Raw genomic sequence first — 18,724 nt, 5'->3', positions numbered from 1 at the left:
TTCAGTGCTCCATGACAGGTGAGGTTTCAACGGCGGTTGCCTGATACAGGCGCAGCGCCTCGCGCACCTGACTGGCACCCTCCAGGCCCAGCACGTGGGTTGCAAGGGTTTGGCAGCCATGCAGATCAAGGTCGCGCACCGCGGCCTTGATGGTGGGAATCAGCGGCACACTGACCGACAGCTCATCCACCCCCAGCCCGACCAGCACCGGCACCGCCAACGCTTCGGAGGCCAGGGCGCCGCACACGCCGACCCACTTGCCATGGGCGTGGGCGGCCTTCACCGTGGTAGCGATCAGGCGCAGCACCGCCGGGTGAAAACTGTCGGCCTGGCCGGCCAGGCGCGGATGATCGCGGTCCATGGCCAGGGTGTATTGGGTCAAGTCATTGGTGCCGATGGAGAAAAAGTCCACGTAGGGCGCGAACACATCGGCCATCAGGGCGGCAGACGGCACCTCGACCATGATTCCCAGTTTCGGCAGTTCTTCAAGCCCGAGGGCCAGCGCTTCCTCCTCAAGGATTTGACGGGCCAGGTGCAACTCCGACAGCAGGCTGACCATCGGCAACATGATGTGCAGGCGTGCGAAACCGGCGCAGGCGAGGATCGCGCGCATCTGTTCGCGCAGCAGCTGCGGACGTTCCAGGCACAGGCGAATGCCGCGCAAACCCAGAAAGGGGTTGGTCTCGGCCGCCATTGGCACGTAGGCCAACGGTTTGTCGCCACCGACATCCAGAGTTCGCACGACCAGGTTGCGCTCGCTGCCCAGAGCGCGCGCGATGGCCGTGTAGGTGCCGGCTTGCTCCTGCGGGCTGGGCGCACGGTTACGGTCCAGGTAGAGAAATTCCGAGCGCAGCAACCCCACGCCGTCGCCGCCCAAGGTCAGGGCCTGCTCGACTTCCTGCAACGAGGCGACGTTGGCCGTGACTTCAAAGTGATGGCCGTCTCGGGTAATGCTGGGTAGCGCAGCCTGTGCCATTTCACGCTCGCGCCGTTGAATCTGCCGTTGGCGCGCCGCTTCCAGTTGTTCGATGTCGGCCAGGTTCGGCTGCAGATGCAACTCGCCTTTGTCTGCGTCGAGCAAAACCTGTTGGCCATCGGGCAGCGCCAGCACCTGCGCAGGCACGCCGCAGATCGCCGGCAGGCCAAGGGCACGCGCCAGGATCGCAACGTGGCTGGTGGCGCCACCGCCGACGGTGACGAAGCCGAGCACCTTGTGGGTGTCGAGGCTGGCGGTCTGCGAGGGGGTCAGTTGTTCGGCGATCAGAATCGCGCGTTCCGGCAGCTCCCAGGCGCGATCCTGGATACCGAGGATCAGTTTGAGCACCCGCTGGCCGACATCGGCCAGGTCGGCTGCACGCTCGGCCAGCAGGGCATTGCCCAGGCCCAGGAACAACTCGGCGGTGGCGAGCGTGGCGCGCTTCCAGGCGAATGCGGCACTCTTGCCTTCGGCCAGTAGCCCGTAGGCTTGCTCCAGCAGGGTCGGGTCTTCAAGCAGTTCCTGATGGGCCCGGAAAATTTCCGCCTCCGCAGCGTTGGCGGCCTTGGCTTGCAGCGTTTGCAAGGCCTCGGTGGCCGCCCGCAGGCCTTGTTCCAACATCGCGCGTTCGGCCACTTGACCGGTGCCGTGTTCAACAATGTCCAGCTCCGGCTCGGCCACTTGCACCACTTGGCCGAACGCCGAGCCAGGCGACGCGCAGACGCCCTGCAGCACGCCGGCTGACGGTAAGGATGCGACCGGCTCAATCCCAGCGGCCACAGTGGCAACCTGTTCTCCACAGCCTTCAGCCAACAGCGCCACCAACGCCTGGATCGCCGCCGCGGCCTCTTCACCTGCCGCGCTCACCTGCAGCGTATCGCCCTGCACCGTCTGCAATGCCATGATCGCCACCAGCGACTTGGCATTCGCGCTCTGGGTCTGCTTGTGCAGATAAATACTCGCATTGAAGCCTTTAGCCGCCTGGGCCAACACCGCCGCCGGGCGCGCATGCAGGCCGTTGGCGTTGGGCAGCGTCAATGGCTTCGAAAACAACGCATCGCCCTGCGCGTCGATTGCGGCCTCAGCTGTGTCGACAGGCGATACCTCCATCAGCGGCTGGCCCGCCTCCACCAGCCCGCTCGCCAGCAGGCTGAACGGCTCGCCACTGACCACCAGCATCAGGGTCAGCAAACTGCGGGCGTGGAGCGCCACGTAGTCGGCATCGAACTCGATCAACGGCTGCCCCGCCTCCACCCGCTGACCCTCCTCAACCAGGCGGGTGAAGCCTTTGCCTGCCAGGTTCACGGTGTCCAGGCCAATATGCATCAGCACCTGCACGCCGCTGTCGGCGGTGATGCTGACCGCATGCCCGCTGTCCTGGATAGTGCTGATTACGCCGGCCAGCGGCGCGCACAGAGTCTGCGAGGTGGGATCAATGCACAGGCCGTCGCCGATCATGCGGCTGGCGAACACCGGGTCCGGCACCTCGTCCAGTGACAGCAGGACACCCGCTAAGGGCGCCAGCAGTTCCAGGGGTTCAATTGCGGTCATGACTTCACCTGCTTTTTGTTCTGTAAAAATCATTGGGTGGATGCACATCCCACGGATGGCGGTTATTTCCACCAGTATTCGACTTGCACGCCCACATTCGACCCATGCCGCGCGGTGCCGTAGGAACCGGTGTCGGACAACGCCGAGCCCGCCGCCAGTTCATTCGCGGCGCGTTTGGCCGCTTCGTTCCAGGTCGCATAGGTGTAGTACACACGCACTTCCGGCCGCGCCCAGAAATCCGGGCCTTTGGGCGACCACGTGGGCGCGAAGGTAAATTTGCTCAGCTTGCGCGTACCGCCGCTGGCGTCGACCTGATCATGACCAAGCTCGGTAACCAGTTTGAATTGTTCACTGATGGCATACGCCGGGCGCACGCCAAGGGACATCCAGGTCTGGTCCTGGCTGCCGGGGCGAATGTCCTTCTGGTACACCGCTTCGATCTGCCCACCAAAGCGCGGCGTTACCTGCCAATCGAAGAACTCCACGGCGCGATAACTTTTGCTGCTGTCATCCAGGAAAGTGTTGCCGGTGTAGCCCAGGCCGGTGCCGGGGCCTTCGCCGTACTGCAAGGCGAATTTGTTCTTGCCACCGAGAAAAGGCGTTTGCACATGCTGCGCGGTGAGTGCCCAGCCGCTGTGGGTGTCACGCCCGCCGGCCTTCTCGATGTAGCTCAAGCCCAGCTCCAGCTCGCCACCAGGGTTGGTCTTGAAGCCCGCAACGTTGAAGTCGTGACGGGTGGCATATTCCTTCTGGTAGAGATTGTCTTTGCGCGAAATGGCGTAGCTGTACTTGAGGTCGCCGATCCGCACGTCCTCGATGCCGCCGCCGGTGGCACTCTGGTTCCAGTAGTAGAAGTCGGAGATATGGATGTCATTACGCTTGTAGTAACGGCGACCGGCCCACAGCGAACCACCGTTGAGGCTGGGCAGGTTGGACCACTGCGCATACATCTGCGGCATGCGCGCGGTGCCGTTGTTTTCGCCCTGGAATTTCAGCTCACGGTCGTACTTGTTATAGAGCGAGGCCATGGCATCGACGCTGAGCACCGAGCCGTCATCGAAGGTCAGCAGGTCCTGGCGCAATTCCAGCTCGGCGTATTGCTCGCATTCGTTACCCAGCCGGTATTTGGTCTGCGCCCCCGGCAATTGGAAACACTGCTGGGGACCGCTGCCGGTGGATGTGCCGGCACCACTGCGCAGGTAACCGGCAAATTCCAGAGCCTGGGCACCCAACGGCAGGCTCAGGCAAGACGCGACGACGCCCAGCTTTATTGTGGTTTTCATGAACGCTCCTTCTATTTTTATTGTTGTATTGCTTCTGTTGCACAACGCGGTTCGCTGGCGGGGAGTTTCAGTCGATCAGGTGCAGCACAAACGATTCGTAGGGGCGCAACGCAACCGTTGCGGTACGTGGCGGGCAGTCGGGGTAGTTACTGATCAGCAGGCGTTGCTTGCCCGCCGCGTGGAGCACGTCGTCGGGCAATTGGATTTCGCAGGGCCAGCCATAGAAGTTGTTCAGCACCAGCAGGCGCTCGCCCTGGCCCTCACGCAGATACGCCCAGACCTGACGGTGGTCCGCCAGCAGCTGGCGATAAACGCCGTGCTGGATCAGCGGTTCGCTACGACGCAAGGCGATCAGTGCTCGATAGTGATGCAGCACGGAATCCGGATCTTGCCGCTGGCATTCGACGTTGATCTGCGCGGCATTGGCCGGCAGCCCGATCCACGGTTCGCCAGTGCTGAAACCGGCATTGGGTTGTGAATTCCACTGCATCGGAGTGCGCCCGTTATCGCGGGATTTCTGCATGATCGCCGCCATGCTCGACGCTTCGGGCTCTCCCGCATCCCGCTTGAGGCGGAAGATGTTGAGTGTCTCTACATCGCGGTACTGCTCGATTCGATCGAAGTCCGGATTGGTCATGCCCAATTCTTCGCCCTGGTACACAAACGGCGTGCCCTGCAAAAAATGCAGCGCCGTGGCGAGCATCTTGGCCGAAACCTCGCGGTACTCACCGTCGTTGCCAAACCGGGAGACCACCCGCGGCTGGTCGTGGTTACACCAGAACAGCGCGTTCCAGCCGCCACCGGCCTGCATGCCTTGTTGCCAGTCGGAAAAAATCCGTTTGAGCTGCAGAAAATCGAAGTCGGCCTTCACCCACTTTTGCAGATTGGGGTAATCGACTTTCAGGTGATGGAAATTGAAGGTCATCGACAGCTCTTTCGAGGCCGGATTGGAATAGCGGATGCAGTGCTCAAGGCTGGTGGACGACATTTCGCCGACGTTGATCAGGTCATACCCTTCGAAGACCTCGCGGTGCATTTCCTGCAGGTATGCATGCACATTCGGACCGTCGGTGTAGAAGCGTCGACCGTCACTGTTGTCTTCGGGGAAATCGGCGGGCTTGGAGATCAGGTTGATCACGTCCAGGCGAAACCCGCCGACGCCTTTGTCGCGCCAGAAGCGCATCATCTTGAACACCTCGGCGCGGACCTGAGGATTGTCCCAATTGAGGTCGGCCTGGGTGTGGTCGAACAGGTGCAGGAAGTACTGCCCGGTTTGCGCCTCGTATTCCCAGGCCGAGCCGCCGAACTTGGACTCCCAGTTGTTCGGCTGGTCACGCCAGATGTAGAAGTCGCGGTAGGGGTTGTCGAGGCTGCTGCGTGCCTGTTGGAACCATTCATGCTCGATGGAGGTGTGGTTGACCACGATGTCGAGCATCAGCTTGATGCCGCGCCTGGCCGCTTCGCTGATCAACCGCTCACAGTCGGCCATGGTCCCGTAGCTGGGGTCGATGGCGTAGTAGTCGCTGATGTCGTAGCCATTGTCGCGCTGCGGCGAGCGCAGGAACGGCGTGATCCACAGGCAGTCCACGCCCAGCCATTGCAGGTAGTCGAGTTTGTCCACGATGCCCAGCAGGTCACCGGTGGCGTTACCCGCGTGGCTATGGAAGCTTTTGGGGTAGATCTGGTAGATCACCGAGTGCTGCCAGGTTTGCATGGTGGGGTTCCTTCAATTAATGGTGTGCTGGCTTTGGGGCCGCCTCGGGCGGTAGATCAGGCAACCCTGAATCCGGGCCGAACGATCTTCATGCTCAACGCATAGGTCAGTACAAACGGCACGACCATCGCGATGACCATCCCGATCACAAACATCGCAATGGATTGCGGCACGATGGAGATAAATCCAGGTAAACCACCGACGCCGATGGCCGAGGCCTGCACCTTGTTCAGCGACAGGAAAATGCTGCCCAGCGCCGAGCCCACCAGGGCCGCGTAAAACGGAAACTTGAAGCGCAGGTTCACCCCGAACATCGCCGGTTCCGTGATGCCGAAGTAGGCGGAAATCGCTGAAGTCGAAGCCATGCTTTTATCCCGCGCATTGCGGGTGGTGTAGAACACCGCCAGCGCCGCGCTGCCCTGGGCCAGGTTGGACATCACGATCATCGGCCAGATAAAGGTGCCGCCCTGTGTGGAGATCAGTTGCAGGTCCACGGCCAGGAACATGTGGTGCATGCCGGTGATCACCAGCGGGGCATACAGAAGACCGAAAATCGCGCCACCGAGCATGGGCGCCAGGTCAAACAGGGTGACCATGCCCTCAGTGATCAGGATGCCGATGTGGCGCGTGACCGGGCCGATGATCGCCAGGGCAAGCACGCCGGTGACGACGATGGTGGTGATCGGTACGACCAGCAGTTGAATTGCATTGGGCACGCGCGCGCGCAGCCACTTCTCGATCACGCTCATCACGTACGCGGCCATCAGGATCGGCAGGATCTGCCCCTGATAGCCGACTTTTTCGATCTGGAACCAACCGAAAATATCGAAGTACGGCAGGCTCTGGCCATCGAGGCCGGCGACTGCCTTGCCGTAGTTCCAGGCATTCAGCAGGTCCGGGTGCACCAGCATCAGGCCAAGCACAATGCCAAGGATTTCGCTGCCGCCAAAACGCTTGGCCGCCGACCAGCCCACCAGCGCCGGCAGGAATACGAACGAGGTGTTGGCCATCAGGTTGATCAGGCTCCACAGGCCATCCAGATTCGGGTAGGCCTCCAGCAGCGTCTTGCCCTCGATGAACATGCCCTTGGCGCCCATCAGGTTGTTGATGCCCATGAGCAGGCCGGCAATGATCAGTGCGGGCAGGATCGGCATGAACACATCGGAGAACACCCGCACCAGACGCTGCAGGGCGTTGGTCTTGTCGGCGCCCTTCTTCTTCACGTCGGCGATGGTGGCGGCGGCCAGGCCGGTGATTTCGCGCAGGGCGGCGTAGACCTTCTCGACTTCACCGGGGCCGATCACCACCTGAAACAGGCCGCCGGTAAAGAACGAGCCCTTGACCAGGTCGACCTGGTTCAACGCGCTGTTATTGACCAGGCTCGGGTCCTTGAGCGCCAGGCGCAGGCGGGTTACGCAGTGGGCAGCTTGCTCGAGGTTATCGCTGCCCCCGAGGTGCTCGAGAATCTCGCGGGCAATCGTCGAATAGTCGTGGCTCATGCTTGGTTTCCACTTTGATTTTTTTATTGGAGGGCAGTCATTGGCAGCACGCCGAAAGCAAAAGTACTCGTACAGACGAGTTAAAGCAACAACTCGTCTGTACGAGTTACAAATTGTTTTCTTTTCTGATTCAGAGGTCAGACATTTCGCTTCTTACGCGCGCGCTCAATGGACAAACCCCACCTCTGCCACTAAGGTTCCTGCCTTGAACGCGCCGTTCACCTTACTCAAGCCGCGCACAGAGCCCTCTCCATGAGCAAATACAACCAGATCTATACCGATCTGCTTGCCAGCATCACCACCGAACGCCTGCAACGCGGCACGCGCCTCCCTTCCGAAACCGAATTGATGGACAGCTACCAGGCCAGCCGCGGCACCGTGCGCCGGGCGATCGAGCAGCTTCAGGAGCGCGGGTTTGCGCAAAAGATCCATGGCAAGGGCACCTTCGTGCTATCGCCCAACCCGATCGAGTTCCAACTGGGCGGCATCGTCAGCTTCCATGAAACCCACGCCGACCTGGGCGATGACGTACATACCGAAGTGGTCGAGTTCACCCAACTCCCACTCGAAGGTGCGCTGCTGCAACACATCGAGGCCGAGCCCGGCACCCTGATCACCCGCATCAAACGCGTGCGACGCATCGGCGGCAAACGGGTGATTCTCGACATCAACCACTTCGTCGCCGACCTGATCCCGGGCCTGGACCCGACAATCGCCGAGCAGTCGATCTACGCGTTCATCGAACAGACTCTGCAGCTGCAGATAAGCTACGCCCAACGCACCATCGAAGCGCTGCCGCGCAGCAAGGACGACCAGACGCACCTTGACCTCGACGGACAAAGCCATGTGATCGTGGTGAGCAACCAGACGTTTTTGCAGGATGGGCGGCAGTTCGAGTACACCGAGTCGCGGCATACGCTGGATAAGTTTTACTTTTCGGATATTGCGCGGCGGTGATATGAGCCTAGGGACAGTGGCTTCCGGGCACTCAGGGCAAGCCGCAACGCGATAAAATCGCATAAATAAGCACCCAAGATGTCCTTGTCAGGCGTCTTGGTCTTTCACTCAGCGCAGACACATAGATCAACTTTTCCGTTCAGCTTTAGTTGATCGAAAGTCGTGTGTGGCGACAAAGGACTGAGCGAGTCACGAGCATAGCCCTGCCGTAGGTATCAAGGGCGGCAGTGATAACTGACAAACCATCACCGGAGCTGAAAATTTACTAAGTAAACATTTGCTCCGGCAGAGATGGAAAGAAGTGTAGAGCCTCCTGAGGTATGGAGACCTTCGAAGCTCCCACCACTGATGAGACAGCAGCTAAAAGAAGCCACCTCTAGGTTCTTGTCAACAACCTAATGAAATAGCGCTGTTATCCGAATAAAAATCTCCTGGTTCACTCCTGTTCAGACGAAAGGTAAAGTGAAGCATTGGCAAACTGTTGAGTCCAAAAACCATTTAGCTGACCATTCGCATAACTGGGTACTTTTTCTCTTAGAGAACGAATTTCTCGACGAGAGGTTTCACGCAAAAGGCCTATTGCCTTATTGACGGATTTTCCAGTTATCCTACTCAACAAAGACTTTCCAACCAGATGCGCCTTAAGCCGACCATCCGCTCGCGCATCGTGCGACACAAATAGTGCATTGGCAACATCCACCTCTCTAATATCGAATAAAGCCTTGAGGTGAGCACTATCCAGAACCAGAAATCCATTTTTGTGTGCTTTTTCGCCCACTGGAATTCGTTGATCCTCAACTATTAAAACGAAACCGTTATCGCTTAATGCTCTAGAAACTACTCCATACCTACCGATTGTTTCAATCCATAGCTCCGGTGGAATTTCGTGGAAAACATTACGCAATACAACTAACGCGAAAGAGCCTTCGTCTTTTTTCTCGAACAGCTGATCAGGTGTGCTGAAATAGCGGTTCTGACTATCAGGGTAGTACGTTGCCAACACCCCCTCACAAATAGCTCGGTCATCCGGAAACGGTTCATAAGCGTGGTAATCGATAACATCGGAAACCTTCACTCCATCCTCGTGCATAGATGTCGCAAGACCTTCAAGAAGTCGCCCCTTACCTGCCCCGAAATCTAAAACTCTCAGCAGGGATTTTTCGTTGCGCGCACGAAGGAGAATCGACTGGATTTGCGAGACCTGCGGATCAGGACCGCTCGCCGCAATTACGGTCGGGGGATATAGGCTTTCAGTCGCATAGTTAACGGCGGCCAGCACGGCGGGCAAGCCAGAGAACGCGTTCAATTGAGCAACCCCTTCCTCTCCACCCAACAGGCTGTCGAGCACAATCTCAGGGCGCCTCCCCGCATGCTCCACACCGCCATTGCTCACATACCATAGACACATAGGATCAATGCTGGTCATATAGGCTAGCAGCGGGACAGAATGCGTGGCGATAAAGATCTGGGAAGTTGTTGTAGCATCATGTAAAGCTTTGACAATTTCTATCACCGCCGAGGGATGCAAGTGATTTTCCGGCTCATCAAGAAGCAATACCGTATTATCTAGATTTTTACCCTGAGCGTGTAACGCAACACATAGCTGGAGCAAAACCTTCTGGCCATCCGAAAGCCGAGCATCAGCAATTGGCTTTCCGAAAAGCATTGGGTCTCCTGAGAAGTTCCTCTCCAGCCTCTCTCCCAACATCCTCTGAATTAGAGCCTGAAGCCGACAATAACTCGCCTCGACTTCTGCTCTTGCCTCAAGATCAAAAGAATGACTGGAATGCGTCACGGCGAACCACTTTTCTAAAACATGATGCAAGTAGAATAGACTGAGATCATGGTAATCAGATGCCCCCCAAGACATAGCGGCATCCGCTCGATTCTCTACTTCTCCTCGCATTTCTTTACGTGGACCTGTCAAATTTAATTGTTTTGGAACAAAGTACAAGCTATTAAAAAAATCATTTCCCGCAGTACTGATCCATTCATTGGTAGCTAAAATTGCTAATCTTAGAGTATCAGAATGCTCACGCCACACTTTCGTAGAACTACCATCAGGATTACCTTCAATACTCCTATCGTAATTATTTTTTTCAGAAATTAACTTATCCACACCTGATCGAGCTCGCCAACGCATATTGATTACAGCATCGACTGCAGCCAATAAACGAGACTTACCTGAACCATTTTTTCCTGCTAACGCCACTAATCATCCAAGGCGCCGCATATGAATATCTTTAAGACCAAGCGATTGAAACTCTACTGCTGGAATATGAATCCTCTCTATCAACATTTTCCGAATCCTTTCATACAGTACACAACCAAATAACTGCTTAAGTTTCAATTAACAAAAAGCTCATCGCAGCCAGACTGAAAAAATATGTCGCTTAAACTGTGACAACTCTCGTATAGCTACACAGCCGACCATGCCACTCCGAGGGTGACCTAGTGGTTCTTAAAGCAGTGATATTGGCATACCTGAAAGTAAAAAAGCCCGCAATTACACGGGCTTTTTTACTTTTTGACTCAGGGAAGCAATCTAACAAACGCCCGATCATTCCCACTCAATCGTCGCCGGCGGCTTGCTCGACACGTCATAAGTAACGCGCGAAATACCTTCGATCTCATTGATGATACGGCCGCTGACAGTCTCCAGCAGTTCGTACGGCAGATGCGCCCAACGAGCAGTCATGAAGTCGATGGTTTCCACCGCACGCAGGGCCACAACCCAGGCGTAACGACGGCCATCGCCGACCACGCCAACCGATTTCACCGGTTGGAACACCACGAAGGCCTGGCTGACTTTGTGGTACCAGTCGGCCTTGCGCAGTTCCTCGATGAAGATGTGATCGGCGCGACGCAGCAGGTCGGCGTATTCCTTCTTCACTTCACCGAGGATGCGCACGCCCAGGCCCGGGCCTGGGAAGGGGTGGCGGTAGACCATGTCGTATGGCAGGCCCAATTCCAGGCCCAGACGACGGACTTCGTCCTTGAACAGTTCGCGCAACGGCTCGACCAGCTTAAGGTTCATTTCCTCCGGCAGGCCACCCACGTTGTGGTGGGATTTGATCACGTGGGCCTTGCCGCTCTTGGCGCCGGCCGACTCGATCACGTCGGGATAAATGGTGCCCTGGGCGAGGTACTTGATGTTGTCCAGTTTGCTCGACTGGGCATCAAACACGTCGATGAAGGTGCGACCGATGATCTTGCGCTTCTTCTCCGGGTCGGACTCGCCGGCCAGGTTGTTGAGGAACTGCTCCTCGGCGTTGGCGCGGATCACTTTGACACCCATGTTCTCGGCGAACATGGCCATCACTTGCTCGCCTTCGTGCAGGCGCAGCAGACCGTTGTCGACGAACACGCAGGTCAGTTGGTCGCCGATGGCCTTGTGCAGCAACGCAGCAACCACGGAGGAGTCAACGCCGCCGGACAGGCCGAGCAGCACGTTGTCGGTGCCGACCTGGGCGCGTACTTGGGCGATGGCGTCTTCAGCGATCTTCGACGGGGTCCACAGGGCTTCACACTCGCAGATGTCGAGGATGAAGCGCGACAGGATGCGCCCGCCTTGCTTGGTGTGGGTCACTTCCGGGTGGAACTGCACGCCGTAGTAACGACGCTCGTCGCTGAACATGCCGGCGATAGGGCAGCTCGGGGTGCTGGCCAGGATGTGGAAGTCTTCCGGCATCTTGGTGACTTTGTCACCGTGGCTCATCCACACGTCGAGGCCGAACAGGCCGTCGGCGTCGATGTGGTCTTCGATGCCGTCCAGCAGGCGGCTCTTGCCGACCACGTCGACACGGGCATAACCGAATTCACGCAGCTCGGAACCTTCAACCTTGCCGCCCAGTTGCTCGGCCATGGTCTGCATGCCGTAGCAGATACCAAAGACCGGCACGCCCAGGTCGAATACCGCCTGCGGGCAACGCGGGCTGTTGGCTTCGTGCACGGACTCGGGGCCGCCGGCGAGGATGACGCCTTTAGGGGCGAATTCGCGGATCGCTTCGTCGTCCATGTCGAACGGGTGCAGTTCGCAATACACACCGATTTCACGCACGCGGCGGGCGATCAGTTGGGTGTACTGGGAACCGAAGTCGAGGATCAGGATGCGGTGGGCGTGAATGTCGAGGGCCATGAGAGAAACTCTGAAGAGCAGTTGCAAGCTTCAAGCTGCAAGCTGCAAGTAATCGGAAGCCGCGCGGTAGCTGTACGAATACAGCCCCGCTTGCAGCTTATAACTTGTGGCTTATAGCTGTCGGCATCAGCCGACCCGATAGTTTGGCGCTTCCTTGGTGATCTGCACGTCGTGGACATGGGATTCAGCCATGCCGGCGCCGGTGATCCGTACAAACTCTGGCTTGGTGCGCATTTCTTCGATGTCGGCGCTGCCGGTGTAGCCCATCGAGGAGCGCAGGCCACCCATCAGTTGATGGATGATGGCGCTCAGGGTGCCCTTGTACGGCACACGGCCTTCGATGCCTTCCGGTACGAGCTTCTCGGCGCCTGCCGAGGAGTCCTGGAAGTAACGGTCGGAAGAACCTTGCGCCTGGGACATGGCGCCCAGCGAACCCATGCCACGGTAAGCCTTGTACGAGCGCCCCTGGAACAGCTCGATTTCGCCCGGCGCTTCTTCAGTACCGGCGAACATCGAGCCCATCATCACGCAGGAAGCACCGGCTACGATGGCCTTGGACAGGTCACCGGAGAAACGGATGCCGCCGTCGGCGATCAACGGCACGCCGGTGCCTTCAAGGGCAGCGGCGACGTTGGCGATGGCGCTGATCTGCGGCACGCCTACACCGGCAACGATACGGGTGGTGCAGATCGAGCCAGGGCCGATACCGACCTTGACGGCGTCGGCGCCAGCTTCGGCCAGGGCCTTGGCGGCAGCGCCGGTGGCGATGTTGCCGCCGATCACCTGCACGTCAGGGAAATTCTGTTTGACCCAGCGCACGCGGTCGATCACGCCTTTGGAGTGACCGTGGGCGGTGTCCACCACGACTACGTCGACACCGGCAGCGACCAGGGCTGCAACGCGGTCGCCGGTGTCTTTACCGGTGCCGACGGCGGCGCCGACCCGCAGACGACCTTGGTCATCCTTGCTGGCCAGTGGGTAAGCCTTGGCTTTCTCGATGTCGTTGACGGTCATCATGCCTTTGAGGGCGAATTTGTCGTCGACGATCAGCACGCGCTCGATGCGGTGCTTGTGCAGCAGTTCGCGCACGTCGTTCTTGTCGGCGCCTTCCTTGACAGTCACGAGGCGCTCTTTCGGGGTCATCACTTCGCGGACGGTGACTTCAAGACGGTTCTCGAAACGCACGTCACGGGAAGTGACGATGCCGACCAGGTCGCCATCGTGCAGTACCGGAACGCCGGAGATGTTGTGCAGGCGGGTCAGGTCGAACAGGTCACGCACGGTAGCGTCGGCTTCGATGGTGATCGGATCCTTCACCACACCGGCTTCGTAACGCTTGACCTTGCGCACTTCGGCAGCCTGCTGCTCGATGGTCATGTTCTTGTGGATGATGCCGATGCCGCCTTCCTGAGCCATGGCGATGGCCAGACGGGCTTCGGTGACGGTGTCCATGGCAGCGGAAACCAGGGGAATATTCAGCTCGATGCCACGGGTTAGGCGGGTCTTGAGACTGACTTCGTTAGGAAGCACCTCGGAATAACCGGGCACTAGGAGAATGTCGTCGAATGTCAGAGCTTCTTGGCTGATACGCAGCATCGCGGGGGCTCCCGAGCGGGAAAATGGAAGCGCGCCATTATATACATGCACCCTGCCCGGCTCAATGTAAAACTCTGACAAACTTGGTAATACTGATAGATGGATTAAAGCTCGACCTTGACCCAGCTGATCTTCTGGTCCAGCCAATCGGCAAACTCGTCGATAAAACTCTGCTTGAAGCCTGCTTCGGCCCAGTTATTGAAGATGAAACCCAGGTTGGAAAATCCGCATTCCTGCAGGAACAGAAACCCGTTGATGTCATCTTCATGCCCGCACAGAGGGCAAGTGAAGTTGTCGGTATGGCCGGGCATCCAGTCTTCCAGGCTCTCGAACAGCGCCTCCCCTACCTCACGACGGCATTCAGGGCAGCCGGCTTCTCCAAGAAAGCCCTTGGCGGGCGTGTAGATACAACGTTTGTAGATGATCTCCAGGCCATTGACCGGCTCGTTGAACGGCAGTGCTTCTGGGTACAGCACCACGGCACGCGCTCCATCGGCCAGGGCATAACCCATGCGGTTGCCGGTGCGGCCACAGGTGGTCAGTTCTTCCTTGACGATGTTCTTGCGCACCAGCCAGCGCACAATCGCCCGGGCGCGGGGCTCGTGCACGGGCAAAGTGGAGATTTTCGGAACAAGGATGCTTTGGGAGTTCATGGGAGTCCTGCGGTGTGGCTTCTGGCCTCATCGCGGGCAAGGCCGGCTCCCACAGTTGATTGCATTCCGAGGTGGGAGCCGGGCTTGCCCGCGATGACGCCCGGGAGGACGGCAGCTTAATCCCTGAACAAATCAGGTCAAGTACTCAAATACCGACCAATCAACGCAATGCCGCTGGCCAGCACCAGCCACGTCACCAACCGCACGAACGCGTCCCGTGACAGACGCATCGTCAGTCTGCGCCCCGTCCACAACCCCAATGCCATCGCCGGTAACAAGCACACCGCCAATAGCAACAACGGTAAGTCCGCATACACCCCGGCCACCAGGAACAGGCTCAGGCGCACCACAGTGCTGCAACTGATCAACGCGCTCTGGGTGGCGCGCGCCGCGTCCTTGGGCAAACGACTGTTGAGATAGATCGCATACAAAAAACCGCCGCTGCCAAACAGCGCACCGAACAGCCCGCCGACCGTGCCCATCGGAATCGACCAGCCCGTCGCCAACTGTGTCGGGCGCGCCTTGATCGCCAGGCTGTAGAGGGCGTAGGCGCTAATAAACACCCCCATCAACAGTAAAAGCAGGTCGGAATGCAGATTGAGCAAAAACACCACGCCCAGTGTGCACCCGATGGCCATGCACGGCAGCAGGCGCAGTAACTCAGGCTTGCTCACATCGCGTCGGGTTTGCAGCAAACCGCCAAACGCCGCGACAAAGTCCAGCAGCACCAACAGCGGGATGATCTTCGACAGCGGCATGAACACAATCAGTACCGGCCCGGCTACCAGCGCCGTGCCAAAGCCGGCGATGCCGAACACGATATAGGCAACCGCCACGCCCAGGCCGATGACCAACCACTCCAAACCGCTGAACGACCACTGACTCATCAGCTCGACCGGGCCCATGGGAGATTCCTCGCAAGAGATGGCGTTCACTTTAGCCATCGGCGAGCGTTGCGACTAATATCTTCAAAACCTTTCAGTCATCTCAAAAAGGCATGACGTGTGATTTCCACCCGCCAATTGCGCTACTTCGTTGAAATCGCCGACAGCGGCAGCTTCAGTGCCGCGGCCGAACGCCTGTTCGTCGCGCAGTCGGCCTTGAGCCGACAGATCAAGGTGCTGGAGACCCAACTGCAGACGCCGCTGTTCGAGCGCACGGCGCGCCAGCCAAAGCTGACGGCAGCGGGCGCGGCCTTCTATCCGCGAGCGCGCAACTTGCTGAGCGAACTGCACAAGGCCGGTGAAGTGGCGACCCAGATCGGCAACGGCCAGGTCGGCACACTGCGTCTGAGCCACTCGAGCACCGTGCCGATGAGCGGAGCGCTGCTGCGCGGCATCAGTACCTGGCTGGAACGCTGCCCTGGGGCGTCGGTGGATATCGTCAAGATGTCCTCCGAGGCGCAATTGGCAGAGATCGCCGACGGACGCCTGGACATTGGCCTGCTGCGCTTGCCGGTGTTGCGCCAGCGCGAAGGTGTGCGCGTAGCGCCTTTATACAGCGAGCCCTTGATGCTGGCGGTGCCGGCGGGCCATGCGCTGGCGGGCTGTGATGCGCCCATTGAGCTGGCGCGGTTGCGGGATGAGGCGTTTATCTCAATCCCCCATCCGCAACGCGGTGGTCTGAGTTATCTGTCAGCCGAACTGTGCATGCGCGCAGGATTTTTCCCCAAGGCGGCTCGGGTGATGTCGCGCAAGACCACGCAGTTGCAGTTGATCCAGGCCGGGTTCGGTATTGCCCTGTTACCAAAATCCATGCAGGACATTGCCCCCGCCAACCTGCACTTTTTAACCCTGGCCGAGCCGGACAGCCTCAGCACCGTGGCTCTGGCCTGCCATCAGGCGCCGAGCGCGCTGGTTGAGCAATTCTGCCAAACGCTGCACGAATGCCTATAAACTGCCGTCCATGATTAAAGACCTCCTGCCATGATTAAAGACCCGTTTGCCCGCCTGGGCCTGGACCGCGAAGTCCTGACAGTCAGCCAGCTCAACGGCCGCGCGCGGGTGTTGCTGGAAGATGTGTTCACCAATATCTGGGTCGAAGGTGAGATCTCCAACCTCGCCCGCCCGGCCTCCGGCCATGTGTATTTCACCCTCAAGGACAGTGGCGCCCAGGTGCGTTGCGCGTTGTTTCGCAGTAACGCCGCACGGGTACGCCAGGCATTGAAGGACGGCCTGGCGGTGAAGGTGCGCGGCAAGGTCTCGTTGTTCGAAGGCCGTGGCGACTACCAATTGATTCTCGACACCGTGGAGCCCGCCGGTGACGGCGCGCTGCGCCTGGCTTTCGACGCGCTGAAGGAAAAACTCAGCGCCGAAGGCCTGTTCAGCGCCGAGCGCAAAGTGCCGCTGCCGGCGCACCCGCAGCGCATCGGCATTATCAGCTCGCCCACCGGTGCGGTGATCCGCGACATCATCAGCGTATTCCGCCGCCGAGCGCCGCAGGTGCAACTGACGTTGATCCCCACCGCCGTGCAGGGCCGCGAAGCGATCCCGCAGATTGTGCGGGCGCTGAAGCTGGCCGATGCACGCGGCTTCGACGCACTGATCCTGGCCCGTGGCGGCGGTTCGCTGGAAGATCTCTGGTGCTTTAACGAAGAAGCCGTGGCCCGCGCGGTGGATGCCTGTGTCACACCGATTGTCAGCGCCGTCGGCCATGAGACCGATGTGTCGATCAGCGACTTCGTGGCTGACGTACGCGCGCCCACACCATCCGCTGCCGCCGAATTGCTGGCACCGGATTCAAGCCATCTGGTACGCCAGGTCGAAAACCTGCACCGGCGCCTGGTGATGCTGATGCGCAACCGCCTGCGGCACGACCGCTTGCGTTTCGAGGGTATGGCCCGCCGCCTGCGTCACCCCGGCGAACGCCTGCGCCAGCAGGCCCAACGCCTGGACGATCTGGACATGCGCCTGCGCCGCGCTTTCGAGCGCAGCCTCAACACCCGTCGCGAGCGCTTGATGCGCCTGGAAACCCGCCTCGCCGGCCAGCATCCGGGGCGCCAACTGGCCCTGTTGCGCCAGCGCCTGGACAGCCTCGCCGAACGCTTGCCGCGCGCCATGCGCGAAGGCCTCAAGGCGCGTCGCCTGCAGCTGCAAAGCCAGGTGCAAACGCTGCAGGTGGTCAGCCCGCTGGCCACCCTGGGCCGTGGTTACAGCATCCTCCTGGATGAGCGCGGCCAAGCCATTCGCAGCGCCGCGCAAACCCACACCGGCCAACGCCTCACCGCCAGGCTCGGTGAAGGCCAATTGCAAGTGCGGGTGGAAGACAACCACCTGACACCCGTTACCCTTTCGCTATTGGATTGATCGATGCCACGTCTTTTTAGCCTGTTGATGCTGCTGTGCCTCGCCTTTAACGCCCACGCCGACAGTTACATCAGCCGCACCCTGAACAAGCCGGTGCCGGGGGGCGTCGCGGTGGTCGAACTGGGCCCTTCGGCAGCGGCGCCCAAAGCCACGTATCAAGGCAAACCGGTGCTGGTGATCAAGGAACAGGACAGCTGGCTGGCGATTGTCGGCATCCCGCTGACGGTCAAGCCCGGCAACGAGCGCATCAGCAGCGGCGGACGCAGCCTGCCGTTTATCGTCGGCTATAAAAAGTACCCGGAACAGCGCATCACCTTGAAAAACAAAAGCCAGGTCAACCCTGCCCCGGCGCAGCTCAAGCGGATCGAAGCCGAGCTTGCGGTGCAGATCAAGGCTTACCGCAGCTTCAGCCCGAACCTGCCGAGCAATTTGATACTGGACAAGCCGGTCAACGGTCCATTGTCGAGCAAGTTCGGCGTGCGCCGCTTTTTCAACGGCGAGGAGCGCAACCCGCATTCGGGCCTGGACTTCGCGGTGCCCGCCGGTACGCCGATCAAGACACCGGCCAATGGCAAGGTGATCCTGGTGGGCAATTACTTCTTCAATGGCAATACGGTGTTCGTCGATCACGGCCAAGGTTTTATCAGCATGTTCTGCCACATGTCGGCGGTGGACGTGAAGGTCGGCCAGCAACTGGTGCGAGGTGCGGTGGTGGGCAAAGTCGGATCAACCGGCCGCGCGACCGGGCCTCACATGCACTGGAACGTCAGCCTGAACGACGCGCGGGTGGACCCGGCGATCTTTATCGGCGCGTTCCAGCCTTGAGGGCATCGATTGCGCGCATGATAATCGGCGCGCAATAAAAACCAGATCATTCAATTATTACAACCATAAAATCTCGCATTCATCCTCAATCGAAGAACTTCTATCAATTTTTTTCGACTGCTTGCCATCATTCACCTCGACGGTTAGGGTTGAGCCTATGAAAACCTCTCACACCCTCATCCAGCTCCGCCAGCACCGCAGCCTGTGCCTTGTCAGCGCACGACTGC

The 18,724-nt window shown here is 59.3% G+C and carries 13 protein-coding genes; 4 read left to right on the top strand and 9 right to left on the bottom strand.

The genetic code is table 11. The annotated features are described in order from the left end of the window. Position 1: 1 nt before the first annotated feature. From ptsP to treP, 4 genes are all read right to left on the bottom strand, one after another. Positions 2–2,527 carry a phosphoenolpyruvate--protein phosphotransferase gene (gene ptsP, locus OSC50_RS03845; RefSeq protein WP_266246630.1) on the bottom strand — a complete coding sequence of 842 codons (2,526 nt, stop codon included), beginning with the start codon at positions 2,525–2,527 and terminating at the stop codon, positions 2–4. Positions 2,528–2,589: 62 nt separating this feature from the next. Beyond that, positions 2,590–3,810, bottom strand: a complete 1,221-nt coding sequence (locus tag OSC50_RS03840) for a maltoporin (RefSeq protein WP_181078628.1) — start codon at positions 3,808–3,810, stop codon at positions 2,590–2,592. A gap of 67 nt (positions 3,811–3,877) precedes the next feature. Then, positions 3,878–5,524 (bottom strand): alpha,alpha-phosphotrehalase, encoded by a 1,647-nt coding sequence (treC, locus tag OSC50_RS03835; RefSeq protein ID WP_266246633.1) that lies wholly within the window; start codon positions 5,522–5,524, stop codon positions 3,878–3,880. A gap of 56 nt (positions 5,525–5,580) precedes the next feature. Then, positions 5,581–7,023: a PTS system trehalose-specific EIIBC component gene (gene treP, locus OSC50_RS03830; RefSeq protein WP_266246635.1), complete on the bottom strand. Its 1,443-nt coding sequence runs from the start codon at positions 7,021–7,023 to the stop codon at positions 5,581–5,583. 252 nt (positions 7,024–7,275) lie between these two features. On the opposite strand from treP, the gene treR reads away from it, so the two are divergent. Beyond that, positions 7,276–7,980 carry a trehalose operon repressor gene (gene treR / locus OSC50_RS03825; RefSeq protein ID WP_181078634.1) on the top strand — a complete coding sequence of 235 codons (705 nt, stop codon included), beginning with the start codon at positions 7,276–7,278 and terminating at the stop codon, positions 7,978–7,980. 436 nt (positions 7,981–8,416) lie between these two features. Here treR and OSC50_RS03820 read toward each other — a convergent pair whose 3' ends face one another. The 5 genes from OSC50_RS03820 to OSC50_RS03800 form a co-directional block, all read right to left on the bottom strand. Then, positions 8,417–10,192: an AAA family ATPase gene (locus OSC50_RS03820; RefSeq protein ID WP_266246636.1), complete on the bottom strand. Its 1,776-nt coding sequence runs from the start codon at positions 10,190–10,192 to the stop codon at positions 8,417–8,419. A 348-nt stretch (positions 10,193–10,540) separates the two neighbouring features. Next, entirely contained in the window at positions 10,541–12,118 is a 1,578-nt protein-coding gene (guaA, locus tag OSC50_RS03815) for a glutamine-hydrolyzing GMP synthase (RefSeq protein ID WP_181078636.1), read from the bottom strand. A gap of 126 nt (positions 12,119–12,244) precedes the next feature. Next, a complete protein-coding gene (guaB, locus tag OSC50_RS03810; protein ID WP_003209646.1) occupies positions 12,245–13,714 on the bottom strand; it encodes an IMP dehydrogenase in 1,470 nt (489 codons plus the stop codon). 104 nt (positions 13,715–13,818) lie between these two features. Continuing rightward, positions 13,819–14,367, bottom strand: coding sequence for a hypothetical protein (locus OSC50_RS03805; protein ID WP_034100393.1), 549 nt, complete (start codon positions 14,365–14,367; stop codon positions 13,819–13,821). Positions 14,368–14,504: 137 nt separating this feature from the next. Continuing rightward, positions 14,505–15,272, bottom strand: a complete 768-nt coding sequence (locus OSC50_RS03800) for a sulfite exporter TauE/SafE family protein (protein WP_266246637.1) — start codon at positions 15,270–15,272, stop codon at positions 14,505–14,507. Between the two features lie 99 nt (positions 15,273–15,371). Between OSC50_RS03800 and OSC50_RS03795 the strand changes: the two genes are divergently transcribed. The 3 genes from OSC50_RS03795 to OSC50_RS03785 are packed head-to-tail and all read left to right on the top strand — an operon-like array spanning position 15,372 to position 18,497. Then, positions 15,372–16,262, top strand: coding sequence for a LysR family transcriptional regulator (locus OSC50_RS03795; RefSeq protein WP_266246638.1), 891 nt, complete (start codon positions 15,372–15,374; stop codon positions 16,260–16,262). A 30-nt stretch (positions 16,263–16,292) separates the two neighbouring features. Next, entirely contained in the window at positions 16,293–17,672 is a 1,380-nt protein-coding gene (xseA, locus tag OSC50_RS03790; protein ID WP_266246640.1) for an exodeoxyribonuclease VII large subunit, read from the top strand. 3 nt (positions 17,673–17,675) lie between these two features. After that, on the top strand, positions 17,676–18,497 hold the full coding sequence (locus OSC50_RS03785; protein ID WP_181078644.1) for a peptidoglycan DD-metalloendopeptidase family protein: 822 nt from the start codon (positions 17,676–17,678) through the stop codon (positions 18,495–18,497). The last annotated feature ends 227 nt before the right edge of the window (positions 18,498–18,724 follow it).

Origin of the sequence: Pseudomonas quebecensis (assembly GCF_026410085.1) — a bacterium.
Classification (GTDB): domain Bacteria; phylum Pseudomonadota; class Gammaproteobacteria; order Pseudomonadales; family Pseudomonadaceae; genus Aquipseudomonas; species Aquipseudomonas quebecensis.
The sequence above is the reverse complement of the archived record's forward strand: the minus strand, read 5'-3'. Positions and strand labels throughout refer to the sequence as shown.

Coding starts and splice junctions, on each gene's coding strand:
- ptsP (WP_266246630.1), bottom strand. CDS start 2,527: ATGACCGCAATTGAACCCCTGGAACTGCTGGCGCCCTTAGCGGGTGTC.
- OSC50_RS03840 (WP_181078628.1), bottom strand. CDS start 3,810: ATGAAAACCACAATAAAGCTGGGCGTCGTCGCGTCTTGCCTGAGCCTG.
- treC (WP_266246633.1), bottom strand. CDS start 5,524: ATGCAAACCTGGCAGCACTCGGTGATCTACCAGATCTACCCCAAAAGC.
- treP (WP_266246635.1), bottom strand. CDS start 7,023: ATGAGCCACGACTATTCGACGATTGCCCGCGAGATTCTCGAGCACCTC.
- treR (WP_181078634.1), top strand. CDS start 7,276: ATGAGCAAATACAACCAGATCTATACCGATCTGCTTGCCAGCATCACC.
- guaA (WP_181078636.1), bottom strand. CDS start 12,118: ATGGCCCTCGACATTCACGCCCACCGCATCCTGATCCTCGACTTCGGT.
- guaB (WP_003209646.1), bottom strand. CDS start 13,714: ATGCTGCGTATCAGCCAAGAAGCTCTGACATTCGACGACATTCTCCTA.
- OSC50_RS03805 (WP_034100393.1), bottom strand. CDS start 14,367: ATGAACTCCCAAAGCATCCTTGTTCCGAAAATCTCCACTTTGCCCGTG.
- OSC50_RS03800 (WP_266246637.1), bottom strand. CDS start 15,272: ATGGGCCCGGTCGAGCTGATGAGTCAGTGGTCGTTCAGCGGTTTGGAG.
- xseA (WP_266246640.1), top strand. CDS start 16,293: ATGATTAAAGACCCGTTTGCCCGCCTGGGCCTGGACCGCGAAGTCCTG.
- OSC50_RS03785 (WP_181078644.1), top strand. CDS start 17,676: ATGCCACGTCTTTTTAGCCTGTTGATGCTGCTGTGCCTCGCCTTTAAC.